Below are 26,428 nucleotides of genomic sequence, written 5' to 3'. Positions count from 1 at the left end.
AGTGTGATGACGGCTCGAGAGCAACGTAGAGTTTGCGGCCTTCACATGATCGTCAGTTTGCAGGCGCCGGATTGGCCGGTGCATTGTCAGCCGGTGGCGCGTCGGTCTCGCTGCCGTCGGGCGCCGGAGCATCGTCGCCGGTTGCCGGTGCGTCCGCCGCGGGTGCATCCGCTGCCGGAGGTGTCTCGGTGCCGGTCTCGGGTGCCGGCTGATTCGGATTGAGCCTGTTGAGGATCGCGTTTTCCGGATCCTCGGGCAGCAGGCTTTCGAGCTTGGCGCCGATCGATTCGAGCAGCGGCCTTGACTTGGCATCTGCGACCCAGCCCGGAGCCTTGGGGCCGGCCAGCCAGTTGAAGAACAGCAGGGCCACCGCGACGACCAGGATGCCGCGCGCCGCGCCATAGAGGAAACCAAGCGTGCGGTCGAGCGCGCCGACCCTGGAATCGATGATCCAGTCGGCGAGCTTCATGGTGATGATGGAGACGACGATCAGCGCGACGATGAAGACGATGCCGGCGGCCACCACCATGGCAATCTTCTCATTGTCGACATAGGGCTGAACGTAAGGCAGGACCGGTTGATAGAAAAAGAACGCTGCCGCGGCCGCCGCTATCCAGGAGATGACGGAAAGGACCTCGCGCGAAAAGCCGCGAACCATGGCGAGCATCGCCGAGACCAAGGTGAAGCCGACGAGAATTCCGTCAAGCAGCGTAATCGGCATGTCTTTTGCCCCACTTCATGAGCCGCGTCATTCTTGCTCGTCGGCGCGGCTGCGCCGTGAGCCGGCTATGCGTGCCACGAGATCGGCAAGCTCGGTGGGCTGGAAAGCGCCGGCCCCTATCCCCCCGGCAAGTTCCTCGCTGCCCAAGGGCAGAACCGCGCTTCCAAAACCCAGCTTTTCGGCTTCCTTCAGGCGCTGCTGCGCGTGCGCAACCGGCCTCACGGCGCCCGAAAGGCTGATTTCGCCGAAATAGACGCAATCGGCGGGAAGGGCAAGACCGGTGAGCGAGGAAACCAGTGCGGCCGCCACCGCCAGATCGGCGGCCGGCTCCGAGATACGGTAGCCGCCGGCGACGTTGAGATAGACGTCATGCGTGCCGAAGCGGACTCCGCAATGGGCTTCAAGGACGGCAAGGATCATCGACAGCCGGGCGCCGTCCCAGCCGACGACGGCGCGGCGCGGCGTGCCCAGCGACGACGGCGCCACCAGCGCCTGGATCTCGACCAGCACCGGCCTGGTACCTTCCATGCCGGCGAAAACCGCGGCGCCCGGCGCTTTCGCATGGCGTTCGCCGAGAAAAAGCTCGGATGGATTGGCGACCTCGCGCAGGCCCATATCAGACATTTCGAAGACGCCGATCTCGTCGGTCGGTCCGAAGCGGTTCTTGACCGTGCGCAGGATGCGGTAGTGGTGGCCGCCTTCGCCCTCGAAATAAAGCACCGCGTCGACCATATGCTCGACGACGCGCGGCCCGGCGATCTGGCCTTCCTTGGTGACGTGGCCGACAAGCACAATCGCCGCGCCTGTGGATTTGGCATAGCGGATCATCGCCTGGGCGGCGGCACGCACCTGGGTGACGGTGCCGGGCGCCGAATCGGCCATGTCGGTCCACAAGGTCTGGATCGAATCGAGGATCACCAGGTCCGGCCGCTTGCCGTCGGCGATGGTGGCGAGGATGTCCTCGACATTGGTTTCGGCGGCAAGCTCCACCGGAGTATCGGCGACGCCGAGCCGCTGCGCGCGGAGCCGGATCTGGGCGACCGCCTCTTCGCCCGAGACGTAGACGATGCGGTGGCCCTTGGACGCCAGTGCTGCGGCCGCCTGGGTCAACAGCGTCGACTTGCCGATGCCGGGATCGCCGCCGACCAGAAGGGCCGAGCCGCGCACGAAACCGCCGCCGGTGGCGCGGTCGAGCTCGCCGATGCCGGAAACGATGCGTGGCGCGTCCTCGATGTCGCCGGACAAAGTCGTGAGCACCACCGCGCGGCCCTTGCGCGCATTGCGGGTGTTGGCCGGCCCCGACCCGATGCCGCCGGACGTGCCCTCCTCGACCAGCGTGTTCCACTCGCCGCAGGCATCACATTTGCCAGCCCAGCGCTGATGCACCGAACCGCAATTCTGGCAGATGAACTGGACGCGGGACTTGGCCAAGCTTTACCCTCCCGCCTGCTGGTGAGAGCTGTGATCCTTCGCGCCCCCCTCTGTCCTGCCGGACATCTCCCCCACTTGGGGGGAGATCGGATTGCGCGTCGGGTTTCGCCAATTTTCAGCGTTGCAGAAAAGATCCCCGCCGCGGGTGACGGCCAATCTCCCCCCTTGTGGGGGAGATGTCCGGCAGGACAGAGGGGGGCGCCGTAGAGCGCTGCTATCCCGCATCTTGGGTGCGACGTCGGACAAGCGGCTACTCAAACCTCTCCGCAATATGATGCTCCTCGGCGAGGTCGGAGAAGCGGGTGAACTCGCCCTGGAAGGCGAGGCTGACCGAGCCGGTCGGTCCATGGCGCTGCTTGGCGACGATGACCTCGGCCTTGCCGCGCATCTCGTTCATCTCGTGTTCCCATTTGATGTATTCGTCGGTGCCCGGCTTCGGCTCGCGGTTCTTCAGGTAGTATTCCTCGCGGTAGACGAACATCACCACGTCGGCATCCTGCTCGATCGAACCCGATTCGCGCAGGTCCGAGAGCTGCGGGCGCTTGTCGTCGCGGCTTTCGACCTGACGCGACAGCTGCGACAGCGCGATGATCGGCACGGCAAGCTCCTTGGCCAGCGCCTTCAGGCCGGTGGTGATCTCGGTGATCTCCTGCACGCGGTTCTGCGAGGACTTGGCGCTCGACCCTTGCATCAGCTGGATATAGTCGATGACGATGACGTCGAGGCCGCGCTGGCGCTTCAGCCGCCGCGCCCGCGCCGACAGCTGGGCGATCGAGATGCCGCCGGTCTGGTCGATGAACAGCGGGATCTTCTGCATGGTCTGCGAACAGGCGACCAGCTTTTCGAAATCCATTTCGCTGATCTCGCCGCGGCGGATTTTCGACGACGGGATTTCGGTCTGTTCGGAAATGATGCGGGTGGCGAGCTGTTCCGACGACATTTCGAGCGAGAAGAAGCCGACGACGCCGCCATTTGCCGCCTTGAACGAACCGTCGGCCTGTTGCGCCGGCACATAGGCTTCGGCGATGTTGAAGGCCATGTTGGTGGCAAGCGAGGTCTTGCCCATGCCTGGGCGGCCGGCGATGATGATCAGATCGGACGGCTGCAGGCCTCCCATGCGGCGGTCGAGATCGCGCAGGCCCGTGGCGACGCCCGACAGGTGCCCGTCGCGCATATAGGCGGCGTTGGCCATGTCGACGGCGGTCTTGACCGCGTCGGTGAAGCTCTCGAAACCGCCATCGTAGCGGCCGGTCTCGGCCAGTTCGAACAGGCGCCGCTCGGCGTCCTCGATCTGCTCGGATGGCGACATGTCGACCGGCGCGTCGTAGGCGATGTTGACCATGTCTTCGCCGACGGTGATCAGGGCGCGTCGCGTGGCGAGATCATAGATGGCGCGGCCGTAGTCGGCGGCATTGACGACGGTGACCGCCTCGACGGCCAGCCGTACCACATATTGCGCAACCGTCATGTCCCCGACCCTCTCGTCGGCCGGCAGAAAGGTCTTCAGCGTGATCGGCGTCGCTATCTTGCCCATACGAATGAGCTCGGCGGCGACGTCAAAGATCTTTCTGTGCAGCGGCTCGTAAAAATGGCCGGATTTCAGGAAATCCGAGACGCGGTAGAAGGCGTCGTTGTTGACGAGGATGGCGCCGAGCAGCGCCTGCTCGGCTTCGATGTTGTTCGGTGCCTCGCGATAGAGCGGTGTTTCCGCCACGCCGAATTTTCGTGCTGCCTCTGCCATAACGTCCCCGATTTCGATGCCGGTCTCTCGATATCAGAACGGGATAGGTCGGTGATGACTTATCTGCATCAGTCTTCATTCAATCAGCTTCGGTGCCCGCGATTCACAGCCAAGATTTTTCGGTGGAAAGAATCTCGATTGACTCGAATCAAGACGGCGAGCCTAGCCGTTCTCGGGCGAGAACAAAACAGGAAAATAGCTGCCAATCACTCCGGCAGTGCGTCGCCCCAGTCGAGCCGCCGCGCGGCCTTGAACACATCGCCGTCGCGCTTGGTGAACAGTTTCTCGTCGGCACCGCCGTCCCTTTCGCAAAGTTTCAGCAGGACCTTGCCCGAGCCTGATTTCGGCGGTGCGATCACACGCGCCTGCGGTGGGGCGACAGCGTGGCGGGAGGCGGCGACATAGATGAATTTCTCGTCCTCCCACGGTACATCGGCGTCCTTGGCCAGCCGGTGCAGACGCGAACGCGCGACACGGCGCGAAAAATGGCACCAGTCGGGCGGCACGAGCGGGCAGGGAGCCGCATGCGGGCAAGGCGCAAGCACGTGCGCGCCCGCCTCGATCAGTTGTCGGCGCACGGCAAGGATGCGCTGCCATCCGGCCGGCGTGCCCGGCTCGACGACCAGAAGCGTGTCGTCGGTCAGCTGCCAGAGCCGGTCGATCAGCTTTGGCAGCGACGCCGGTCCGATCTCGTCCAGCACATAGGCGCAGGTGACCAACTCGGCCGGCTTGAGATCGGCGAGATCGAGAGTGGCATCGCCGGCCAGCCAGGCGACCCTGGCCGTCATCGCCTCGGCGGCAAGCGCCGTGCCAACCCGGCGCACCGCGGCGCTCGCCTCGATCAGCACCGCCTGCTCGAGGTCGGGCCAGAGATCGAGCGCAGCCCAAAGCACGGTGCCAGGGCCGGCGCCGACGTCGAGCAGGGTTTTGGGTGCATGATCGGGCCTTGCCTCGCCGACCGCATCGAGACTGGCACGGATGGCGGCATAGGTCGCCGGCAGCCGCGTCGCTAGATAGGCCTTGACCGCGATCTCCTCGGCCATATGCAGGCGGCCGTCGCGCAGTTCGGCGCGATAGCGGTCCGACAGCGTTTTTGCCGCTTGCTTCAGCGTCGGCAGCGGCACTTTTTCGAGGAGGCGCTCGACGCCCTGTCGAAGCGGGATAGGCAGTTCCATAGCTCAGGCACCCCGAGGTGCGAGCAGGATCACCGAGGCGCCAACGATGCAGAGCGCGGAACCGGCAAGGTCCCAGCGGTCGGGGCGCACGCCTTCCACCAGCCACAGCCATCCGAGCGAGGCGGCGATGTAGACGCCGCCATAGGCGGCATAGGCGCGGCCCGCAGCACTGATGTCTACCAGCGCCAGCAGGAAGCCGAACAAAGCGAGCGAGACCAGGCCTGGCGCCAGCCACAGCGGCGACTTTTCCAGCCGCCACCATGCCCAGATCGAAAAGCAGCCGGCGATCTCGGCAAGGGCAGCAACGATGTAGATGAGATAGGTCATGAAAAAAGTCTCGCGGCGACGGCGAGACCTTTTTCAGCGTGTGGGCCGGCAATGGCAAGCGGCAATGGCGTGATCGCCGGCGGTCTATTCCATATCCGCCACCTTGCGGCGCCGGGCGGGCTTGGCGGCAGGGGCTTTTGGACGATGCCCCATGTCGCGCAGCTGCAACGCCTTCTCGCATTTGGCCATATAGTCACGAGACATCGGCAGCGTGTCGTTCTTCTTGGCGATCTGGATTTGGAAGACCACCAGATCCTGCCAGCGGAAAGCGGCTTCCGAGGCTGCCAGATAGAACTCCCACATGCGGCAAAACCGTTCGTCATAGATCGCCTTGGCCTTGTCGCGGTTGGCGGCAAAGCGCTGGCTCCAATGTCTCAGCGTCTCGGCATAATGTAGCCGCAGGACTTCGATGTCTGTGACGATGAGGCCCGACTTTTCGATCGCCGGCATCACTTCCGAGAGCGAGGGGACGTAGCCGCCCGGGAAAATGTATTTGCGGATGAAGGCGCTGGTTGCCCACGGCGCGCCGGAGCGGCCGATCATGTGCAGCAGCATGACGCCGTCCGGCTTCAAGAGCGTCGCCGATTTGTCGAAGAAGGTGCGGTAGTGGTTGACGCCGACATGCTCGAACATGCCGACCGAGACGACGCGGTCGAAGCGCTCGTTGAGCTCGCGGTAATCCCTCACTTCGAAATGCACGCGGTTTTCCAGGCCTTGCGCATGGGCGCGGTCGGTGGCGACGCCATGCTGCTCGGTCGACAACGTCACACCTTGCACGTCGACGTCGAAGGACTTGGCGAGATAGAGACCGAGCCCACCCCAGCCGGAGCCGATGTCGAGCACCGTCTGGCCGGGCTTCAGCCTGAGCTTGGCGGCAATATGGCGCTTCTTGGCTGCCTGCGCCTCGTCGAGCGTCATGTCAGGTTGCTCGAAATAGGCGCAGGAATACTGCATGTCGTCGTCGAGGAAGAGTCTGTAGAGGTCGCCTGACAGATCATAGTGGCGCTGCACGTTGCGGCGCGCGCGCGCCGCCGTGTTGATCTGCTGCAGGCGGCGGAAAGCGTGACGCAGGCCTTCTATCGCCTTCGACCAGGTGGCATCGATGCCGCCGCTATCCATGTTCTGGAAGGCGATGCGCATCACCCCCAGCACGCCGCCCTCGAGTATGTCGAGCTCACCGTCCATATAGGCTTCCGGCACCGCCAGCATCGGGTCGAAGCTGATGGCGCGCTCGGCATGCGTGGTCTTGATGTGCATGTGCACCAGATCACCGCTGCCGTCACCGAATGTCACCGAGAGGCCTTTCGGTCCGGTGACCTTGAGATTGCCGGTGCGCACCAGGCGGTCGAGAATGCGTTTCAGCAGAATATTCATAAACAATGTCCCCTCTCGGTCACACGCTGTCTCGGCGCATGACCCGACAATCGAAATCGATTTCGGAAAGGATCATGCGCCGAACCAAAGTCCTGCAGCGTCCTTTGCGCGTCCAAACGACGCGCGGCGCTATAGTCTGCATCAAGATATAGGGGGTCGAAAAGTTCCGTTTGGCACAAAAAAGCCCGGGCGAGGCGCCCGGGCGTTGGTCCAGAAATGACTGGAAGCCGACGAAACGTTTTAAAGCGCCGCTCTGACGCCTTGTGACGTGCAATCAGCCGTTGTCTTCGCCGCCTTCGAACTCGGCATTGGGATCGAAGAAGTTGTCCGGGCGCGCATTGTCGTTGATGTCGTCGCCATAGATGGCTTCGGCTGTGGTCAGCGTCTCGCCCTTGGCCTGGCGCTCGGCTTCGTCGGCCGTGCGGGCGATGTTGAGCGTGATGGTGACCTCGACTTCTGGATGCAGCGCGATCGCCACATTGGTCAGGCCGATGGTCTTGATCGGCTGGTTGAGCAGGATCTGGTTGCGGTTGACCGAGAAACCTTCCGCCGTCAGCAACTCGGCAATGTCGCGGGTCGACACCGAGCCGTAGAGCTGGCCGGTTTCGCCGGCCGAACGCACGGCGATGAAGCTCTTGCCGTCCAGCTTCTCCGAAATCTGCATGGCCTCGGACTTGCGCTCGAGGTTGCGGGCTTCGAGCTGGGCGCGCTGGCCTTCGAATTTCTTCTTGTTGGCTTCGTTGGCGCGCAGCGCCTTGCCCTGCGGCAGCAGGAAGTTGCGGGCGAATCCATCCTTGACCTTGACGGTATCGCCCATCTGGCCGAGGCGGGAAACGCGTTCGAGAAGAATGACTTCCATGGTTTTGTTCCTTCGTTTGGGCGCCAAATCACTGGCATCGACGCCGAATTGACTGGAACAGGTCAGGAAGCTGAGGGCGTCGCCGCCGATGTCGCTGTCCTGCCTGTCGCGGCAGTTAGAGGTCTTCACCCCAACCCGGGATTTGATGGCAACCCCGCGGCGCCCGTCGCCGTGGGAAAAGCGGGCGGCGAACCGCCCGCTGGCTAGACCATGATCCCGAAAAGTGGAAACCGGTTTTCGGATAAGATCATGGTCAACTGATCAGTGTTAGCGAACCACGTAGGGCAGCAGGCCGAGGAAGCGGGCACGCTTGATCGCCCTGGCGAGTTCGCGCTGCTTCTTCTGGCTGACGGCGGTGATGCGCGACGGCACGATCTTGCCGCGCTCGGAAATATAGCGCTGCAGAAGACGCACGTCCTTGTAGTCGATCTTGGGCGCGTTGGCGCCGGAGAACGGGCAAGTCTTGCGGCGGCGATGAAACGGGCGCCGGGTCGGGATCTGGTTGATGTCGACCATTATTCTGCACCCCCTTCAACAGCTTCGCGCGGACGGCGCGGGCCACGGTCTGCACCATCGCCACCGAAGCTGCGCGGCGGGCGATCGCCGCGGTCGCGGTCGCCGAACGAGCGTGGGCCACGGTCACGGTCGCCGAATCCGCCGCGTTCCGAGCGCTCTTCGCGCTTCTGCATCATCGCCGACGGGCCTTCCTCATGCGCATCGACCTTGATGGTGAGGAAACGCAGCACATCCTCGGACAGGCCCATCTGGCGCTCCATCTCGTTGAGCGCGGCCGGCGGGCAGGTGATGTCCATCAGCGTATAGTATGCCTTCCGGTTCTTGTTGACCCGGTAGGTGAGGGACTTCAGTCCCCAGTTCTCGACCCGGCCGACGGACCCGCCATTCGCGGAGATGACGCCCTTGTACTGTTCGACAAGCGCATCGACCTGCTGCTGCGAGAGGTCCTGCCGGGCAAGAAACACATGTTCGTAAAGAGCCATATTGTTCTTTGCCTTTCTTCGTTTCTCTCCCGGTCCCGGCGGCAAAAGCCTCTGCAACTTCTCTGACCCGGCGATCCCTGGCGGGGCGGGGAAGAAAGGAGCATGACGAGACGGTCGAGAGCGGAGACACGGGAGGCGGAAGCGCTTCTGGCTCCACACGAAGGTTTCGAAAAACCTCCGGCCCTCCGTTCAGCCCCCAGCAAGGACCGGCAGATTGCGGGCGTCTATACAGGAATTTGGCCGCAAGACAAGGGCGAGCCGAAAAACCGCCGCGCTCAGGACGACATGTCGCGCATCTTCAGCTTGTATGCGGGACCCGCTTGTTCACCGTCTCCGGGAAGAAATCGGGCGCTGCACGGCGCTTGCCGAACATCATGTCGTATTGCAGCAGACGGAAATCGCGAATCGCCGGGTCGATTTGCTTCTTGCGCGCCCAGTCGGGCGTGTCCTCGCCCGTCGGCGTCAATAACAAATTGCGGTCGACGACGCTGTAGCGCTCGCGCATCTGGCCGAGGAAGCCGGTGTAAAAGGGGTGGCTGATCCCGGCCGTGGTCAGGACATGGTAGGGCAGAAAGGCTGGACTGACAGTGCCCATGTCCGCGACCGGACCGGTGCGGTTGGACCATACGATCAGCGGTGTTCGGTGATGCAGCAGCATCTGGTCGGGCGGCTCCTTGCGTGGCGCGACGTTATCCCTAAGGAAGCCGGTCTCGACATAGACCGGACCGAGCGGCGGCAGATGGTCGCCGAAGAAGGCGATGACCGTCGGTCGCCGCCGGTTCTTCGCCCATTCGATGAGGCGCTCGAGGCTCTTGTCGGCGTCGGATGCGCCTTCCGTGAAGCTCAGCAGCGAATCCTTTGCCCACTGGCTGGTCGGAGCCTGCACCTTGTGGGTCGGATTGTAATAGCGATTCGGTTCATAGGGTCCGTGGTTTTGCAGGCTGACGGCGAAGTAGAAGAACGGATCGTCCGTGGCGTCGGCTTCGCGGATGATCTCGTCGGTCATCGCCGCGTCCGACGTCAGCGGCCCGCGCTTTTCGAGATATGGCATGTTTTCTTCGGACTTGAAGTCATCGAAGCCGAAATCGGCATAGACCGGCGTTCTGTTCCAGAACCAGCTTGTGCCCGGATGGATGGCGCGCGTCTCATAGCCCTGGCTCTTCAGGAACGTCGCCATCGACGGCACCGGCGCGCGGACATATTGCTGGTAGGGGATGCTGCCGGCCGGCAGGAAGGCGTTGGAAAAGCCGGTCAGCGCCTCGAACTCGACATTGGCGGTCATGCCGCCGAATTCGGGCGAGAACACGTGGCCGGAGCGAAGCGCCCGCACATTGGGAATCGGATCGGGCGTGATGGTGACGCCGGGCAGTTCGGTCGGATCCCAGAAGGATTCGCTCATGACGATGATGATGTCTGGCTTCTCGGCCGGCACCGATGCCTTCACATCAGGTCTTTCGATCGCCGCGATCGCCTTCTCGGAGTAGCCGGCAGGCGCGGGGACATGGGCCATCGGCACGTTGAGGGCGAAGGCCAGTGCGAAGCCGTTGGAGGCGTAATTTTCCTTCTGGTCCCACATGATCGGGATGATTTGCAGCCGGTCGCGGGTCCACGAGAACGTCGCGTAATCCATGATCGACACGAAGAAGGCGAGCAGCGGCACGGTCAGCGTCAGCCGGGCCAGGCGCCCCTTGCGACCGAGCGCCGGTACGCGGCGGCGCCACAGCCGCCAGCCATAAACGAGCAGCGAGAGGCTGCCGACGATGCCGACCGCCAGAGCGATGGCGGTTCCCGGACGTTCGCGCACCAGCAGCGGCATCAGCGCGACGATCTGACGTGAATAGAGGAAATCGGTCGGATAGAGCGGATCGCCGAGATAGAGCGATTTCTGGTGGCCGACAAAGGCCAGCACCAGCGTCAGCGGCGCGACGATCATCAGGCTCTGGTGGCTGCGGCCAAGCACGGCATCGAGGCCGATCAGGATCAGCGCGAAGATGATGATGGTGGTCCAGCCCGGCTTGAAGGGCTGCAGGAAGAAGCCGACGGTGCCGGCAAAGTCGCCGCGCACGATCAGTTCGATGGCAAAAACCAGGATGGTGGCGGCGAGAAGGCTGACGAGGCCATAGCGGATAACAGGCCATTTCCGGCCCGGCAGATAGCCGGTGGCCGGATCGCCTTCTAGAAACTGTGGCGCGGATTTGCCAACGCCTTTCTTGATTCTTGCCACCTTACAATTCCCCCGACCATACACAAAAGTGTCATTGAGCTGTCATCGATATGTCACGAAAAGCTAGCGTCTGTGGCTGAAATAAGAAGAGCCAGCAAACGAATCGTGAGCGATTTTCATCATGAGTGATCGAAAAAAAGCCTTTTGGAACAGGTACTCGGCCAGCGATACCGAGCCGGAGCGGCCCGGGTCGGGCTGCTAGCGGACTTGACTTGTCCGCCCGCCTTGCGTCACAGGCAGGAAAAATCAGCCGCTTGGGAGGCACGCATGGCAGTCGCATTCACCTTTCCGGGACAGGGCAGCCAGGCTGTCGGCATGGGCAAGGACCTCGCCGACGCCTTTCCGGAATCGCGGAAGATCTTCGAAGAGGTTGACGACGCGCTCGGCGAAAACCTGTCGAAGCTGATCTGGGAAGGGCCGGAAGAGAGGCTGACGCTGACCGTCAATGCCCAGCCGGCGCTGATGGCTGTGTCGCTCGCCGCCATCCGGGCGCTGGAATCGCGCGGCCTCTCGCTGAAGCACAAGGTCGCCTATGTCGCCGGCCATTCGCTCGGCGAATATTCGGCACTTGCCGCCGCCGGTTTCGTTTCGGTCGCCGATGCCGCCCGGCTCTTGCGTATCCGCGGCAATGCCATGCAGGCGGCTGTGCCGGCCGGCGAGGGCGCCATGGCGGCTATCATCGGGCTGGAACAGGCCGATGTCGAAGCCGCCTGCGCTGAAGCGGCCAAAGAGTCGATTTGCCAGATCGCCAACGACAATGGCGGTGGCCAACTGGTGATCTCCGGCGCCAGGGCGGCCGTCGAGCAGGCGGCGAAGCTGTGCACGGAAAAGGGCGCCAAGCGGGTGCTGATGCTGCAGGTCTCGGCGCCCTTCCATTCGGCGCTGATGGCACCGGCGGCCGAGGTCATGCGCGAGGCGCTGGCCGGCGTGACGAAGAACGCGCCGTTCGTGCCCGTGGTTTCCAACGTGTCGGTCACGCCGTCCAGCGATCCGGATGCGATCGCCCACCGCCTGGTCGAACAAGTGACGGGGCGCGTGCGCTGGCGCGAAACGGTGGAATGGTTTGGCGCCAACGGCATTGCGACGCTGTACGAGGTGGGCGCCGGCAAAGTGCTGTCGGGACTGGCGCGGCGCATCAACCGCGACTTCGCCACCGGCGCGGTCGGCACGCCGGCCGATGTCGAGGCAGCGCTGGCGGCATTGGGGTGAACCACGCAAGCTTGAATTCACCGACGCTTGGCCACATGAATACACGTATCCCAGCGAGGTGTGGGCATGGCCACGTCCGCCTTTCCCCTGAAGTCGAGCAGCGCCTGGATTTTCTCGCGGCCAAGACTGGTCGCAGCAAGGCCCGTCGTCTGCTGGAGCGGATCAGGCGCGGCGAGGGAACTACCGTGAAAGCCGAGGACTTCTGGCGCGGCGACGTTTAGAGGTAGCCGAACTCACCGGCTTGTACGATTGAGAAGAGGATAAGACATGTTTGAATTGACCGGCCGCAAGGCGCTCGTCACAGGCGCATCGGGAGGCATCGGCGAGGCGATCGCCAGGGTGCTGCATGCGCAGGGCGCTGTCGTCGGCCTGCACGGCACCCGCGTCGAGAAGCTGGAAACGCTGGCGGCCGAGTTCGGCGACCGGGTCAAGCTGTTCCCGGCGAACCTTTCCAATCGCGACGAGGTCAAGGCGCTCGGCCAGAAGGCCGAGGCCGATCTCGAAGGCGTCGACATTCTCGTCAACAATGCCGGCATCACCAAGGACGGGCTGTTCGTGCGCATGGCGGACGCCGACTGGGATTCGGTGCTCGAGGTCAACCTGACCGCCGTGTTCCGGCTGACCCGCGAACTCACCCATCCGATGATGCGGCGCCGGCATGGCCGCATCATCAACATCACCTCTGTGGTTGGCGTCACCGGCAATCCCGGCCAAACCAACTACTGCGCCTCCAAGGCCGGCATGATCGGCTTTTCCAAGTCGCTGGCGCAGGAGATCGCCACGCGCAACATCACCGTCAACTGCGTCGCCCCGGGCTTCATCGAATCGGCGATGACCGACAAGCTCAACGACAAGCAGAAAGAGGCGATCATGGCGGCGATTCCGACACGGCGCATGGGCACCAGCGCCGAAGTCGCCTCCGCCGTCGCCTACCTTGCTTCCAACGAAGCCGCCTATGTCACCGGCCAGACCATTCACGTCAATGGCGGCATGGCGATGATTTGACAGTTGCGGGAAAACACCCCTTTTCACCTTGGAGCCCGGCCGATTTTCGTGTAATGCGGCCCGCAACCCGGCGGTTCGGGCAAAAACCGGTCCGGTGCCGTTGCGTTTCCGACAGGACCATCTTTCAGCTTGATTAGCGGCATTCTGCCCGCTAACGAAGACAGACAAACAAAAGACGAGGATGCCCAAATGAGTGACACCGCAGAGCGCGTCAAGAAGATCGTTATCGAGCACCTTGGCGTCGATGCCGACAAGGTGACGGAGCAGGCGAGCTTCATCGATGATCTGGGCGCGGACAGTCTCGACACGGTCGAACTCGTCATGGCGTTCGAAGAAGAATTCGGCGTCGAGATCCCGGACGATGCGGCCGAAACCATCCTGACTGTCGGCGATGCGGTGAAGTACATCGACAAGGCATCGGCCTGACGCTATTTGCAGTCATCACCGAGGAGGACCTGCGATGAGGCGTGTCGTCGTCACGGGCCTTGGGCTGCTTTCGCCGTTCGGCGCAGGCTTTGAGCATGGCTGGAAGGAACTTCTGACCGGCCGCAGCGCAGCCAAGCGCATCACCGAGTTCGAGGTGGAGGATCTTGCCTGCAAGGTCGCCCACGTCATCCCGCGCGGCAATGGTGAGAATGCCACCTTCAATCCCGAGACCGTTCTCGAGCCGAAGGAACTGCGCAAGATCGGCGACTTCATCCTCTACGGGATCGCGGCCGCCGACGAGGCGCTGAAGGATTCGGGGTGGGCACCGAAGACGCATGAGGAGCAGTGCGCCACCGGCGTGCTGATCGGCTCCGGCATCGGCGGCATCGAAGGCATCGCCGAGAACGCGATGATCCTGAAGGAGCGCGGTCCGCGCCGCATCAGCCCGTTCTTCATCCCCGGCCAGATCATCAATCTCGTATCCGGCCAGGTTTCGATCCGGCATGGGCTGAAAGGCCCCAACCACGCCGTCGTCACCGCTTGCTCCACTGGCGCGCATGCCATCGGCGATGCCGCCCGGCTGATCATGTGGGGCGATGCCGACGTGATGGTCGCAGGCGGCACGGAAGCGCCGGTGACGCGGCTGTCGATCGCCGGCTTCGCCGCTTGCCGGGCGCTGTCGACCGACCGCAACGACGCTCCGGAAACGGCCTCGCGTCCCTATGACCGCGACCGCGACGGCTTCGTCATGGGCGAGGGCGCCGGCGTCGTCATTCTGGAGGAACTGGAACACGCCAAGGCGCGCGGCGCAAAGATCTATGCCGAGGTCACCGGTTACGGCTTGACCGGCGATGCCTATCACATCACCGCGCCGGCCGAAGATGGTGACGGCGCCTTTCGTTGCATGGTTGCGGCGCTGAACCGGGCCAAGCTGACGCCCGCAGACGTCGACTACATCAATGCGCACGGCACCTCGACCATGGCCGACACGATCGAGCTCGGCGCCGTCGAGCGGCTGGTCGGCAACGCCGCGTCGAAAATATCGATGTCATCGACCAAGTCGTCGATAGGCCACCTTCTGGGGGCGGCGGGCGCCGCCGAGGCGATTTTTTCGATCCTCGCCATTCGCGACAACATCGCGCCGGCCACCATCAATCTCGACAACCCGGAGCGCGAATCGGCGATCGACCTGGTGCCGCACAAGCCGCGCGCCCGCCAAATCGATGTGGCGCTGTCCAATTCTTTCGGCTTCGGCGGCACAAACGCCTCGCTGGTCTTCCAGCGCTACAATGGCTGACCGGTCCGCCGACCGGCACGGTCTATGCGTGTCGTCAATTTTGCCATATTCGCCCCTACTGTGCCCAGGGGGATTCGTTGCAAGACCAAACGGTAGGGCGCCATGAGCACAAATTCGGCGGACAACGGGCAATTCGGGCAACGGTCCGCACCGTCGGGCCCGATCGTGCCGAAAACGGCCAGCGAGGCATTGCGGCCTGAAGCCGGCACGCCGCCGCCCAAGCGCTCGCGCGCCTCGCGCAGCCAGTTCGTGGTGTTCATGAACTTCGTCATCTCCCTGGTGATGCTGATGGTTCTGGCGGCTGGCTTTGCCTTGTATTTCGGCAAGCAGGAATTCAACGAGCCCGGCCCTTCGGCCAATGCCGACACCTTCCTGGTCAAGCCGAACACCGGCGTCCAGGAGATTGCAGAGCAGCTCGAGCGGCGCGGACTGATCAGCGACGCGCGCATCTTCCGCCTTGGCGTGCGCGCTTTTGGCAATGATTCCGCCCTGAAGGCCGGCGAATACGAGATCAAGCCGCAGGCCTCGATGCGCGACATCATGGAGTTGCTGAAGAGCGGCAAGTCGGTGATGTATTCGCTGACCGTCCCCGAGGGGCTGACGGTCGAGCAGGCGCTGCAGCGCATCGCCGACCAGGCAGCGCTCGACGGCGATATGCCGGGGACCATTCCACCCGAGGGCAGCCTTGCTACCGACACGCTGCGTTTCACCCGCGGCGCGACACGCCAGCAGATGGTCGAAAAGCTTTTGGCGGACCAGAAGAACCTTGTCGAGGAAGTCTGGCAGCGGCGCGCCCCCGATCTGCCTCTGGCCAGTGTCGAAGACTTCGTCACCCTGGCTTCGATCGTCGAGAAAGAGACGGGCAAGGGCGACGAACGCTCGCGGGTCGCGGCGGTCTTCCTCAACCGGTTGGCCAAGGGCATGCGGCTGCAGTCCGATCCGACCATTATCTACGGCCTGTTCGGCGGCAAGGGCAAACCCGCCGACCGCCCGATCTATCAGTCTGACATCAAGAAGCCGACGCCCTACAACACTTATCTGATCAACGGCTTGCCGCCGACGCCGATCGCCAATCCTGGCCGTGCGGCACTGGAAGCCGTCGCCAATCCGTCGAAGACCGACGACCTGTATTTCGTTGCCGACGGCACCGGCGGTCACGTCTTTGCCGCGACGCTGGCCGAGCACAACGAGAACGTCGCCCGCTACCGGGCGCTGCAGAAGGAACTGGCCGATGAAGCCGCCAAGGCCGGTGCTGCCAAGGCCGACGCCGCCAAGGTGGAAGGTCAGACCGACGCGCCGGTTGACGACGGCGATGGCGACGCCGGAGCGGCGGCGCAGTAGCGCCGGACGGTTGTGAAGTCGTCCCTCCGATTCGTCTGACGGCCGGGACGTGCTGATTTTGTCATCAGGAGCGCCCTGCGTCCGATTCGACGCGAACAGGCGCTCCGGATTTTGAAGCCGCGCACGATCTGGCCCGGAACCGCTTCCGGGATCATGCGCCAGGGGGAAGCAAGGGCATCATGAATTTGCAGAGCATGACCGGTTTTGCACGGGCCGTCGCCGAACATGACGGCACGTCGATCGCCTGGGAGGTGAAGTCGGTCAACGGCAAGAGCGTCGAGGTCAGGCTGCGGCTGCCGCAAGGCCTCGAGCGGCTTGAGCCGGCCGTCAGGCAGACGGTGCAGAAGCGCTTTGCGCGCGGCAATTTCCAGGCAACACTGACCGTCGGCCGCGCAGCCGGCCAGCAGGCGCAGCCCGTGGTCAACGAGGCCTTCCTGAGAGATCTGGCGGGGCTGGCCAAGCGGCTGCAGGAGATGTTCGGCGCAGCGCCTGCGACAGCCGACGGGCTGCTTTCGCTGCGCGGCGTGCTCGACATCCCCGAAACCGTCGAAACCGAAGAGGCGCGGGCGGCGCTCGACAGCGCGATACTCTCGGCGCTCGAAGTGGCGCTGGGCGGGCTGGAGCAGGCACGCCAGGGCGAGGGCGCCGCCCTGCGCTCGCTGCTGTCCGGTCATATCGACGCTATCGAGGCGCTGACACTGCGCGCCGAGGCCGATCCGTCGCGCGAGCCGGCGGTGATCCGCGAACGGATTACCGAGCAGGTGCGGCTGCTGATGGATGCCTCCGCCAATCTCGACGCCAGCCGGTTGCATATGGAAGCGGCGTTCCTGGCCACCAAGGCCGACATCCGCGAGGAGATCGACCGGCTGAAGACGCATGTGGCATCCGGCCGGGTGCTGCTGGCAGGCGGCGGCGCCGTCGGCCGCAAGCTCGATTTTCTGGCGCAGGAATTCAACCGCGAATCGAATACGCTGTGTTCGAAGTCGAACGCCGCTGCGATCACCGCCATAGGGCTGGAGCTGAAGGCGGTCGTCGACCAGTTTCGCGAACAGGTCCAGAATCTGGAGTAACCCTGATGGTCGCCAAGGAGCCTATGGTTGCCAGGGATTTGGGTTCCCGCATTCGCCGCCGGGGTTTGATGCTCGTGCTGTCGTCGCCGTCCGGCGCCGGCAAGTCGACGATCGCGCGCAATCTTCTGGAAAGCGATTCCAGTCTCGAACTGTCGGTCTCCGTCACCACGCGGCCGCGCCGCGGCAGCGAGATCGAAGGCGTCCACTATCATTTTCGCACCATGCGTGAGTTCGAGCGGCTGCGCGATTCGGACGAACTGCTTGAATGGGCCGAAGTGCATGGCAATTGCTATGCTACGCCGCGTGAGCCGGCCGAATTGGCGCTGGCACAGGGCCGCGACATGTTGTTCGACATCGACTGGCAGGGCGCCCAGCAGCTCAAGGAGAAGATGCGCGCCGACATCGTCTCGATCTTCATCCTGCCGCCCTCGATGAAAGAGTTGAAGGCGCGGCTGAAGCGCCGCGCCGAGGACCAGGAATCGGTGATCGAGACGCGTCTGAAGAACGCTCGCAACGAGATCGAGCACTGGAAGGAATATGATTTCGTCATCATCAACGACGATCTCGACCGTGCCTTCGCCGAGGTACGCGGCATAGTCATAGCCGAGCGGCTCAGACGCGACCGCCGGCCCGGCCTGTTCGATTTTGTCTCGGGGCTGCTCGACGAGAAGACGGACTAGGGGCCGCGCAATCACACCGCGTTGGTCAGTCGCACGAATTCCTCGACGCTCAAGGTTTCCGCCCGCCGCGTCGGATCGATGCCGGCGCGGGTGAGCAGGGCTTCGCCGCCGAGGCTCTTGACGCTCTGCCGCAGCATTTTGCGGCGCTGGCCGAAGGCCGCTTCGGTAACGCGGCCGAGCTTGTTGACCTCGGCGGGCAGCGGATTTGCCCGCGGCACCAGATGCACCACCGACGACACCACCTTGGGCGGCGGCGTGAAGGCTTGCGGCGGCACGTCGAAAGCGATTTTTGCCTCCGTCCGCCAGCCTGCCAGCACGCCCAGCCGGCCATAGGCATCGCTGCCGGGGCGGGCGACGATGCGCTCGGCCACCTCGCGCTGGAACATAAGCGTCATCGATGCGTAAAAGGGCGGCCACTCGGCGACGGTCAGCCAGCGTATCAAAAGTTCGGTGCCGATATTGTAGGGCAGGTTGGCGACGATCCTCACAGATCCATTGCCCCCATGTGCGCCTTCGGCAAGCGCCGCAAAATCCGTCTTCAACGCGTCGCCGGCAATGATTTCCAAACGGCCCGGATAGTGATCTGACACCTCCGCGAGCGCTGCCATGCAGCGCTCGTCGCGCTCGATGGCGATGACCCGAGCCGCGCCGTGGGAAAGCAGCGCCCGGGTCAGGCCACCTGGACCCGGACCGACCTCGATTACCGTGGCGTCGGTCAGGTCGCCGGCGGCACGCGCGACCTTGCCGGTAAGGTTGAGGTCGAGCAGGAAATTCTGGCCGAGCGCCTTTTTCGCCTGCAACCCATGGCGTTCGATCACCGCGCGTAACGGCGGCAGCCCGTCGATGCTCATGCGACCGCTCTCATGCAAAGCCTCATGCGGCGGCAGCCTTCGCCCCGATGTCGGCAAGCCTGCGGGCGAGCCTGAGCGCCGCGATCAGGCTGTCGGTCCGGGCTATGCCCTTGCCGGCGATATCGAAAGCGGTGCCGTGATCCGGTGAAGTGCGGATGAAGGGTAGGCCGAGCGTAACGTTGACCGCCTCGTCGAACGCCAGTGCCTTGGCCGGGATCAGCGCCTGATCGTGATACATGCACAGCGCCACATCGTAGCCGGCTCGGGCGCGGGCGTGGAACAGCGTGTCGGCCGGCAGCGGCCCGAAAGCGTCGATGCCCTCCGCCCTCAGCCTTTCGATCGCCGGGCGGATGATGCGCTCGTCCTCGGCGCCCATCGCGCCGCCTTCGCCGGCATGCGGATTGAGGCCGGCAACGGCAAGCCGCGGCTTGGCAATGCCGAAGCGGTATTCGAGGTCGGCGGCGGTGATGCGGGCGGTCGCGACGATCAATTCCGTCGTCAGCGCTTCCGGCACCTCGCGCAGCGCAATGTGGATGGTGACCGGAACCGTGCGCAACTCGGGACCGGCAAGCATCATCACCGGCATCGCTTGTGCGCCGGTGTGGAGCGTCGCCAGATGCGCCAGATACTCGGTGTGACCGGGAAAACGGAAGCCGGCATCGTAGAGCGGCTTCTTGGCGATCGGGCACGTAACGACCGCCGCCGCGCGACCGCCAAGGCAGTCGTCAACAGCGCGGTCGATGGCCTCGATGATGCCGGCGGCGTTGGCCGGGTCCGGCCGGCCGGGGTCGTCGACGAAGCGGGCGGCAAGCGGCATGACGGGCAGGGCGCGCCCAAAGACGCGCTCCGCTTCGGCTGGCACTGTCTCCGTGATTGGCACATCGGCGCCGAGCAGGCGCGCCCGTGCGGCAATCAGCGCCGGATCGGCTATAAGGTAGAAGGGCGGCACACCAGCGCTGTCACGCGCCTGCCAGGCGGCAATGGCGATTTCCGGCCCGACGCCGGATGGATCGCCGGCGCTCAGCGCCAGCGCTGCCTCTGGCGACTTCAGCGCTCGACGATGCGGGCTTTCTTCCGCAACTCCTCGACATATTTCGTGGAGAGCTCGTCGGCGTCCTTGCCACTCGAGCCTTCGCTCTGGAACACCATCTGGGCGGCCTTGTCGTCGGACACTTCGCGCGACGAGCAGATGCCGATGAACTCGACGCCGCGGTCTGTTTCGCGCGTGGGGGTGGCGCCGCCGACCTTGGTGGCCTTGATCTGGTCGGCCCAGTCCGGCGGCAATTGCGGCGCCAGTATCCGGCCGAGATCGCGAACAGTGACGTCGATCAGGCCCTTGGCGAATTCGCGCGAGGTGTTGCAGCCGTTGAAGCGGGCGCGCATGGCGTCGGCCTCGCGCTTGCGCTTGGACAGCGTCGCGCTGCGCTCGGCCGCCGGCACGACGAAAATGACCTGCTGCAGCATGTACTCCATGGCGGTCGGCTTGTTGCCGCCCTTGTCGAGCATGCGCCTGACTGCGTCCTGCTCACTCAGGGAGCCGCCGCTCTCTGAGCGATGGCGCGCGGTCAGCGCCTGGTTCCAGGCCATCTGGGAGCGGATGAACTCCTTGAAATGCTCCTTGCCGACGCCGGACTGCGCCATGACGCCATCGAGTTGCTTGAGCTGCATCTTGTTGGTCGTGGCAAAGCGCTGATAGGCGGCCTCGACCTGGGCGTCGCTGATGCGGATGCCGAGACGCTTGGCTTCGGCGACGCGCAGCGTCTGCTCGATCATTTCCTCGGCGGCATTGCCCTTCTTGCGCTGCAGGCGCAGGAAGGCAGCCCGATGCTGGATGTCGCCAGTGGTGATCGGTACGTTGTTGACGACGTATTTGATCTGGCTGGCGAAAGCCGGCGGCGTCATCATGGTGATCGAGGCTGAGGTCGCCGCCACCAGCAGCGCGAACCCTGCCGAAAAGAGGTATTTCCTCATCGAAAGCATCCCAATCCTATCTCGGTTGCGGCCCAATTTTATCGCATTTTGAGGGAACTGGAACCCGTGCCTGCCCTATGCGGCGAAACGATGTCGTTAGCTGCGATGTGCGTCCACTTTGACGCACGAAGTACGCTCAAACACTTTGGATTTTTCGGCCTATGCGTTGGCCGGCCGCCCGTTCCGCCCGTCCGTTATTGGCCAGTGGTCTGCTACTGGACAGTGTTGAAGGAGCTTTGCGTCGAGCCGAAATCGCCGAGCGTGCGAAACGACAGGTTGAAACCGATATTCTGCGACACTTCCTTGGTGCTCAGGTCGCGGGATTCCGAGAACGTCATCAAGTAGGTGAAGCAATCATCACTATAGGCAAAGCCGACCCCGTCCTTGACGAGGACGCTTTGCTCGAGATCGTAGGTGCCGGTACCGAAGACACGCCAGTTCTCGGCAAGTTGCGCCGAGGCGCCGAGCGTGACCTCGTGACGATCGGTCGTAAAACCATAGAGCGGCTGAGCCTGGATGAAGGCGTATTTGGCGCTGAACGAAATCGGCAGGCCGGAATAGGCTGCCTTCACCTCGGCGCGGCGAATCTCGAAGCTCTGCTCGTCGAAGCGGCCGCTGACCGAGCCGGAAAGCCCGCTGGGGCTGTTGAAGCCGACAAGGCCGACATAATCGGAGCTCGCGGTCTCCAGGCCCGAATCTTCGCCGACGTTGACCAGATCCGGCGCGTCGAAGGAGTTCTGGCCGTCAAGCTGGTAGGATTGGCCGAACAGCGCGTTGGTGCTCCAGCCATTGTCATAGGCGCCGGAATAGCGCAGCCCGACATTGGCACGCGTGCCGCCTTCCAAGCGGTCGTAACCGGAGAACTTGTCGCGCTCGAACAATGTCGTGGCATCAAAGACGAAGCTCTGCGCGTCCTCGTTGGGAACAGCGAGGCCGCCGACATATTGCTCGTTCGGACGCACGAACACCTGCGCCATCGGCTCGAAGATGTGACTGGAACTGGTCGACGAGAACAGCACCGGCCAGCGCATTTCCAGTCCGGCGGTTGCCATGAAGCGGGCGAGCGACGATCGCGTATCGTCGTCGACGCCGAGGTTAGACGCCATCTGATTGATGGCATTGAGCGATCCCGAAGAGGCGTTGACATAGCCGGCATCGCCGCGCAGCGCCAGCAGGGGCGTCAGCAGCAGCCCGCCATCGGTGGTGAAGGTGCGCTTCCATTCCGCTTCGGCAGTGAGACGGCCCGATTGGCCCTCGATGCCGCGTACACTGGTGACGGACGCAGTGTTGTTCGAATCGGCAAGGGCCCTATCCAGCCTGTCGCGGCTGATAGCCTGCGCGTTGACATTGAGCGACAGCTGCCCGCCGCCCACCGCCATGTCGGGGATGTAGGCGTAGTCGAGCGAGGGCAGCACCCAGGGCTGTTTGCCGGCGCGCGCGGTCGGATCGTCAGGGAGTGCCTCTTCCTGGACCACAAAGCGCATGGCGCGCACGTCGAAATAGTTGCGGCCGTTGAGGCCGGTCAGGTAGATCGAGGAGCGATGCACGCTGTCGCCGAAGTCTTCGATGGCGTAGGTGCGTGAGAAGTTCTTGTCGGTCTGCAGCAGGACATCCCAGCCGAAGTCCCAGCGCGGATTGATAGCGAACTGGCCCTTGGTGCCCATCATGCCGCGGAACTCGTTCGGGTCGCCGGCCGCACCCGAATCGACATTGTGCCCGTCGTCGTCGATGAACTCGTCGGGATCCTCTTGCCGGATGCCGGCGATCTTCAGACTGTACTGGCCGTTGTTGAAGCGCTGGCGCCACTCGGCTTCGCCGAGAAAGCCCTGCTTGGTATAACCGCTGCCGGTGACGGTGAGGTCGTAGGTTGGTGAGAGCGCGAAATAATAGGGGACTTTGACGCCGAGGCCGAGGTCGCTCTTGTAAGCGATGCTGGGGATCAGGAAGCCGCTCTTGCGCTTGACGGTCGGGTCGGCAATCTCGAAGGCCGGAAGATAGGCGAGCGGAAAGCCGAAGAACTCGAAATTCGAATTCTCGAAGCGAACCGTCTTCTTTTCGCCGTTCCAGATGATCTTTCTGGCCTTGATGCGCCAAGTCGGCGCTTTGTCCGGCTTGTCCTCGCACGGCTCGCAGGCCGTGTAGACGCCGTTGTGGAACGTCGTCAGCACACCGCCCATGCGTTCCGCGCTTTCGGCGGCGAAATAGGTCTTGTCGACGGTTTCGACACGCAGCGCGTTGACGAAGCCGTCGGCGAAATCGTCGGTGATGTCGACATGCTGCGAATAGATCTTGGTGCCGTCGCTGTTGATGACCTCGACATTGCCGCTGGCGACGAGCCGCTTGGTGTTGCGATTGTATTCCACCCGCTGGGCGACGAGGCGGTTGCCGCCATAATCGATCTGCACGCCGCCGACGGCCGTTACGGTCTGGTTGTCATTGTCATAGACCAGCGTATCTGCCGCCAGCAGCATTTGCGAACCGGTGGGAACGTCGGCTGCCATGCCGCTGATATCCTGGGCAAAAGCCGGGATACTCGGAACGACGCAAGCGAGCAGGCACGCCAAGGCGCTCGCCCCATAGAGGCGCGCCGAATCGGCCTGCCTATGGATGCGCAAAACCGCCCCCCTCACTAGCCGTCTTCCTTGTACAGCAAGAAAGTCACCCCGAAGAACATAGCCACGACAACCGGAACCCATGCAGCGACGACTGTGGGTACGAATCCCGCCACGCCGAATGCCTTGACCAGCACTGTCACGACATAAAGCAGAAACCCGGCCAGGATGCCACCCAGAATCATCGTCGCGGATTGTCCCATCCTCGCAAATCGCATTGACACCGTTGCGGCGATCAAAGTCATGGCGACGAGAAGGAACGGCAACGCTACCAATGAATCAAACTGCATGGCAAAGGCATTTGCCTTGAGGCCGAAGGAGCGGGCAACCTCGATCTTGCCGGGCAGATCGTAGAAGGGGATGGTTTCCGGGCGCGCCAGCCGCTCTTGCACGAACTCGGGCTTGAGATCGGTCGGTATGCGGTCGGTTGCCACCGATTGGATGTTGCCGTCCCGGAAAACCTTGACGTCCTGCAGTTCCCAGTAGCCATCCCGCAAATAGGCGTGCGCTGCGTCCTTGCGTTCGACGATGTCGCCTTGCGGGTTGAGGACGAAGAAGGCGGCGTCGGCCATCTCCAGGCCCTGATTGAGGATGGCGCGCGCGCCGATGATAGTATCGCCGGAACTGGTTTTCTGCCGGATCCAGGGCTCGGCGTCAGCTGACACGGTGTTCGACTTGCCGGAGCGGAGCTGGGTTTCGATTTTTTCGGACCAGGAAAACGCATACGCGGCGATCGGATTGATGACGCCGACCGACAACACCCCGAACAGCAGCGCCCCGATGCAGCACGGCAGCAGGAATTGCCATGCGGATACGCCGGCGGAACGCGCGATGACCAGTTCATACCTGCGATTAAGCGAGACCAGCGTCGCCATCGCCGAGAACAGGCCGACGAACGGCACCGTCTGCAGCATGATCATCGGCATTCGCAACCCTGAGATGGCAAACGCCGTGCCGTAGGTAAAACCCGGCAAGCCGGTCGTGCGGCCGGAAAGCTCGGTGAAGTCGATCAGGAACACAAGCGCCAGGAGGCCGATGAAGAACCAGATGGTGATCGTCACGTAGCGGAAGAAGAAGTATCTGCCCAGAGTCCAGCCCATTAGCGTGTCCAGCCCATCAGCCGGCCTCTTGGCCAGAAGCGCCGCGCCTGGCGAAGCGGAGCTTCAGGGCGCTCCAGCCGTCACCGAAGCGGCCAGCGAAATTCGTCATCCAGTCGGCCCAGGCGACCGGCAATTCCATGGTCCGGTTGGAGACGATGAACCATGTCGCGACTGCGGACGCCACAATAGGAACGCCGTAGACCATATAGGCGTATTGCGGAATGTTGTCGGCCTTCCCAGCGGCAAAGAAACCGAGCCAGCGCACGAAAAGGGCAATCGCGATAGACGTGATCAGCGGATGAATGCGCGCCTCGCGATGGGAGCGCGCGTCTCCCGCGACCGCAAGCGCGATCAGCGCGAAAACGAGTGAATAGGACCATTCGGAGAAACGCTGGTGGACCTCGGCCAGGTACTTGTTCGGCCTTTTCTGGAACATCTTGTCGTTCGGACTGGGATTGAGCAGGTACTGTGTCGTCCGGTCCTTCGGCAAGAGCAATACCTCCGATGAGGCCGACATGAAGGCCGACAGGTCGAAGGCATAGGAGGTGAACCGGATGACCGAAAGATCGCCGGCCAGCGTTTTGCGATGGATGACGCCGTCGTTCATCATCAGCACCCGCTCGTCGCCGCTTTCGATGATGGCGCCGCTCTTGGCGTAGTAGATGAGGTTGACGCCTTCTTCGCGTGAATCGGCGACAAAAATGCCGCCAAGGCGGTTGTCCGGAAGCCGCTCGCCGATCTGCAGGAACAGGCCGTCGTCGATCTTGCGGAAGGTGCCTTCCTGGATGATGAGCGACAGAAGATCGGCGCGCGACGACGCCACCAGCTCGCGGTTTTTCTGTCGTGCATAGGGGTCGACGCCGTTGTCGACGGCGAACGAAAATACACTGGCCGCCAGCGCCAGGAGCATGATCGGCCGGACGATGGTCCAGCGCGAAGCGCCGGCGGCGTTCAAGACGGCAAGCTCAGAATCGGAATTCATCGCGCTCAGCGTCTGCGCGACCGCGACCACCAGGGCGAAGGGCACGACGATCGGGACGATCGACGGAATGATCAGCGCAGCGACCTCGAAGAAGGTCAGCGCCGACTGCCCGCTGTCGGTCACGAGATCGATGCGGGCGAGCACCTGCGTCGTCCACACGATCGCCAGCGTCCAAATGAGCGCTGCGAGGAAGACCGCCAACGCACGACGCATGATGTAGCGTTCAACGACCTTCATGAAGGCTTTTCTCGATTTTGCCGAACGGCATCATGCCTCCAGACAAGGTAGTCGCCCGGCGACGCCTGCACAACCGGTCCGTTGGCGGTTCGATCTGGTTCCCGTCCCACATCGTTGTTTCCGGTGGCCGGAGTGTCGGCGGCATTGGATAAGAAAGGGCGAACATCAATGGTTAACAACAGGTTGCGGCAGTAAAGCGGGGCCGTGCCGCGACGAATCGCCATCGATTCCATCTGCCATATGGGATCGGATTCCGGCAAAGTCTTGCCAAATGCCGGAAAACGACCAAATGTCGCGCCAATCACTGACATGGCCGCTGCGGCTGCGACAGGTACAGGCATGAAAGCAGAAGTAACAGAATTGCGTAGCCAAACCGGCCAGTAATCGATTTTTCACGGTGCGATCGTGATCGGCGCCGGCGCGGCGAGGGCTGGCCGCCGCCCATGCGCTGAAGAAGGCGGGCGTGCCGACGCTTGTCCTGGAAAGGAAAGCCGGCTTGCCGAACTGTGGTATCGGCGGCACCAGCGCCTGCATCTCAACTCGCCTCGCGATCTTCGACACTGCCTGGCGTCGACTATCCCGCAGGCACTCCCGTGACCGACCCAAAAATTGCGCCCAAGCATTTTCGGTTGCTTCGCCAATGCCAGCATCCAGGCCAACGCAATCACGCAGCAGATCGCCAGGCAGGGGCGATGATTGAAAATGGGGGTGGTGCTTCCGGTCGGAAACAGCCAAATATCTAGTTTCGTCAAGGCACTCCCCCGAAAACCCAAGGCCCTTCCCGAAAGCAGGACATG

24 protein-coding genes are annotated in these 26,428 nt (G+C 63.4%); 7 read left to right on the top strand and 17 right to left on the bottom strand.

Annotation, left to right across the window (positions count from 1 at the left end):
- Positions 1 to 52: 52 nt before the first annotated feature.
- The 10 genes from M727_RS0110670 to M727_RS0110625 all read right to left on the bottom strand — a co-directional run bounded on the left by M727_RS0110670 (position 53) and on the right by M727_RS0110625 (position 10,850).
- On the bottom strand, positions 53 to 721 hold the full coding sequence (locus tag M727_RS0110670) for a CvpA family protein (RefSeq protein ID WP_027152682.1): 669 nt from the start codon (positions 719 to 721) through the stop codon (positions 53 to 55).
- Between the two features lie 27 nt (positions 722 to 748).
- Positions 749 to 2,152 (bottom strand): DNA repair protein RadA, encoded by a 1,404-nt coding sequence (gene radA, locus M727_RS0110665; protein WP_023800715.1) that lies wholly within the window; start codon positions 2,150 to 2,152, stop codon positions 749 to 751.
- A gap of 250 nt (positions 2,153 to 2,402) precedes the next feature.
- Positions 2,403 to 3,893, bottom strand: coding sequence for a replicative DNA helicase (locus tag M727_RS0110660; protein ID WP_027152681.1), 1,491 nt, complete (start codon positions 3,891 to 3,893; stop codon positions 2,403 to 2,405).
- A 206-nt stretch (positions 3,894 to 4,099) separates the two neighbouring features.
- Complete coding sequence (locus tag M727_RS0110655) at positions 4,100 to 5,068, bottom strand: small ribosomal subunit Rsm22 family protein (protein ID WP_027152680.1); 969 nt, start codon at positions 5,066 to 5,068, stop codon at positions 4,100 to 4,102.
- 3 nt (positions 5,069 to 5,071) lie between these two features.
- Positions 5,072 to 5,395 carry a YnfA family protein gene (locus tag M727_RS0110650; protein WP_027152679.1) on the bottom strand — a complete coding sequence of 108 codons (324 nt, stop codon included), beginning with the start codon at positions 5,393 to 5,395 and terminating at the stop codon, positions 5,072 to 5,074.
- 84 nt (positions 5,396 to 5,479) lie between these two features.
- Positions 5,480 to 6,769 (bottom strand): cyclopropane-fatty-acyl-phospholipid synthase family protein, encoded by a 1,290-nt coding sequence (locus M727_RS0110645; RefSeq protein ID WP_027152678.1) that lies wholly within the window; start codon positions 6,767 to 6,769, stop codon positions 5,480 to 5,482.
- 274 nt (positions 6,770 to 7,043) lie between these two features.
- Positions 7,044 to 7,628 (bottom strand): 50S ribosomal protein L9, encoded by a 585-nt coding sequence (gene rplI / locus M727_RS0110640; protein WP_027152677.1) that lies wholly within the window; start codon positions 7,626 to 7,628, stop codon positions 7,044 to 7,046.
- A 267-nt stretch (positions 7,629 to 7,895) separates the two neighbouring features.
- Entirely contained in the window at positions 7,896 to 8,144 is a 249-nt protein-coding gene (gene rpsR, locus M727_RS0110635; RefSeq protein WP_027152676.1) for a 30S ribosomal protein S18, read from the bottom strand.
- A complete protein-coding gene (gene rpsF, locus M727_RS0110630; protein WP_027152675.1) occupies positions 8,144 to 8,626 on the bottom strand; it encodes a 30S ribosomal protein S6 in 483 nt (160 codons plus the stop codon). The genes rpsR and rpsF overlap by 1 nt, the downstream gene beginning before the upstream one ends.
- A 298-nt stretch (positions 8,627 to 8,924) precedes the next feature.
- Positions 8,925 to 10,850: an LTA synthase family protein gene (locus tag M727_RS0110625; protein ID WP_027152674.1), complete on the bottom strand. Its 1,926-nt coding sequence runs from the start codon at positions 10,848 to 10,850 to the stop codon at positions 8,925 to 8,927.
- A 267-nt stretch (positions 10,851 to 11,117) separates the two neighbouring features.
- On the opposite strand from M727_RS0110625, the gene fabD reads away from it, so the two are divergent.
- The 7 genes from fabD to gmk all read left to right on the top strand — a co-directional run bounded on the left by fabD (position 11,118) and on the right by gmk (position 17,878).
- Positions 11,118 to 12,059, top strand: coding sequence for an ACP S-malonyltransferase (fabD, locus tag M727_RS0110620; RefSeq protein ID WP_027152673.1), 942 nt, complete (start codon positions 11,118 to 11,120; stop codon positions 12,057 to 12,059).
- A gap of 267 nt (positions 12,060 to 12,326) precedes the next feature.
- Positions 12,327 to 13,064 (top strand): 3-oxoacyl-[acyl-carrier-protein] reductase, encoded by a 738-nt coding sequence (fabG, locus tag M727_RS0110610; RefSeq protein WP_027152672.1) that lies wholly within the window; start codon positions 12,327 to 12,329, stop codon positions 13,062 to 13,064.
- Positions 13,065 to 13,253: 189 nt separating this feature from the next.
- Positions 13,254 to 13,490, top strand: a complete 237-nt coding sequence (locus M727_RS0110605) for an acyl carrier protein (protein WP_006203723.1) — start codon at positions 13,254 to 13,256, stop codon at positions 13,488 to 13,490.
- Positions 13,491 to 13,524: 34 nt separating this feature from the next.
- On the top strand, positions 13,525 to 14,787 hold the full coding sequence (fabF, locus tag M727_RS0110600) for a beta-ketoacyl-ACP synthase II (RefSeq protein WP_027152671.1): 1,263 nt from the start codon (positions 13,525 to 13,527) through the stop codon (positions 14,785 to 14,787).
- Positions 14,788 to 14,889: 102 nt separating this feature from the next.
- The gene (gene mltG / locus M727_RS0110595; RefSeq protein WP_027152670.1) at positions 14,890 to 16,128 is read left to right on the top strand and encodes an endolytic transglycosylase MltG; all 1,239 of its coding nucleotides are present in this window, start codon (positions 14,890 to 14,892) and stop codon (positions 16,126 to 16,128) included.
- Positions 16,129 to 16,307: 179 nt separating this feature from the next.
- Positions 16,308 to 17,198, top strand: a complete 891-nt coding sequence (locus M727_RS0110590; RefSeq protein WP_027152669.1) for a YicC/YloC family endoribonuclease — start codon at positions 16,308 to 16,310, stop codon at positions 17,196 to 17,198.
- 5 nt (positions 17,199 to 17,203) lie between these two features.
- A complete protein-coding gene (gmk, locus tag M727_RS0110585) occupies positions 17,204 to 17,878 on the top strand; it encodes a guanylate kinase (RefSeq protein ID WP_027152668.1) in 675 nt (224 codons plus the stop codon).
- 11 nt (positions 17,879 to 17,889) lie between these two features.
- Here the strand turns inward: gmk and rsmA are convergent, their stop codons facing one another.
- From rsmA to M727_RS41450, 7 genes are all read right to left on the bottom strand, one after another.
- Entirely contained in the window at positions 17,890 to 18,729 is an 840-nt protein-coding gene (gene rsmA, locus M727_RS0110580) for a 16S rRNA (adenine(1518)-N(6)/adenine(1519)-N(6))-dimethyltransferase RsmA (protein ID WP_027152667.1), read from the bottom strand.
- Positions 18,730 to 18,751: 22 nt separating this feature from the next.
- Positions 18,752 to 19,780: a 4-hydroxythreonine-4-phosphate dehydrogenase PdxA gene (gene pdxA, locus M727_RS0110575; RefSeq protein ID WP_027152666.1), complete on the bottom strand. Its 1,029-nt coding sequence runs from the start codon at positions 19,778 to 19,780 to the stop codon at positions 18,752 to 18,754.
- A complete protein-coding gene (locus tag M727_RS0110570; RefSeq protein WP_027152665.1) occupies positions 19,777 to 20,709 on the bottom strand; it encodes a peptidylprolyl isomerase in 933 nt (310 codons plus the stop codon). Before M727_RS0110570 ends, pdxA begins: the two co-directional genes overlap by 4 nt.
- A 203-nt stretch (positions 20,710 to 20,912) precedes the next feature.
- Complete coding sequence (locus tag M727_RS0110565; RefSeq protein WP_027152664.1) at positions 20,913 to 23,330, bottom strand: LPS-assembly protein LptD; 2,418 nt, start codon at positions 23,328 to 23,330, stop codon at positions 20,913 to 20,915.
- Entirely contained in the window at positions 23,330 to 24,412 is a 1,083-nt protein-coding gene (gene lptG, locus M727_RS0110560; RefSeq protein ID WP_027152663.1) for an LPS export ABC transporter permease LptG, read from the bottom strand. Before lptG ends, M727_RS0110565 begins: the two co-directional genes overlap by 1 nt.
- 16 nt (positions 24,413 to 24,428) lie before the next feature.
- On the bottom strand, positions 24,429 to 25,631 hold the full coding sequence (gene lptF / locus M727_RS0110555; protein WP_027152662.1) for an LPS export ABC transporter permease LptF: 1,203 nt from the start codon (positions 25,629 to 25,631) through the stop codon (positions 24,429 to 24,431).
- A gap of 165 nt (positions 25,632 to 25,796) precedes the next feature.
- The gene (locus M727_RS41450) at positions 25,797 to 26,366 is read right to left on the bottom strand and encodes a hypothetical protein (RefSeq protein WP_156941515.1); all 570 of its coding nucleotides are present in this window, start codon (positions 26,364 to 26,366) and stop codon (positions 25,797 to 25,799) included.
- Positions 26,367 to 26,428: the final 62 nt, after the last annotated feature.

Origin of the sequence: Mesorhizobium sp. WSM2561, assembly GCF_000513915.1 — a bacterium.
Classification (GTDB): Bacteria; Pseudomonadota; Alphaproteobacteria; order Rhizobiales; family Rhizobiaceae; genus Mesorhizobium; species Mesorhizobium muleiense.
Note: the sequence above shows the minus strand (reverse complement) of the source record. Positions and strands in the feature narration are given on the sequence as shown.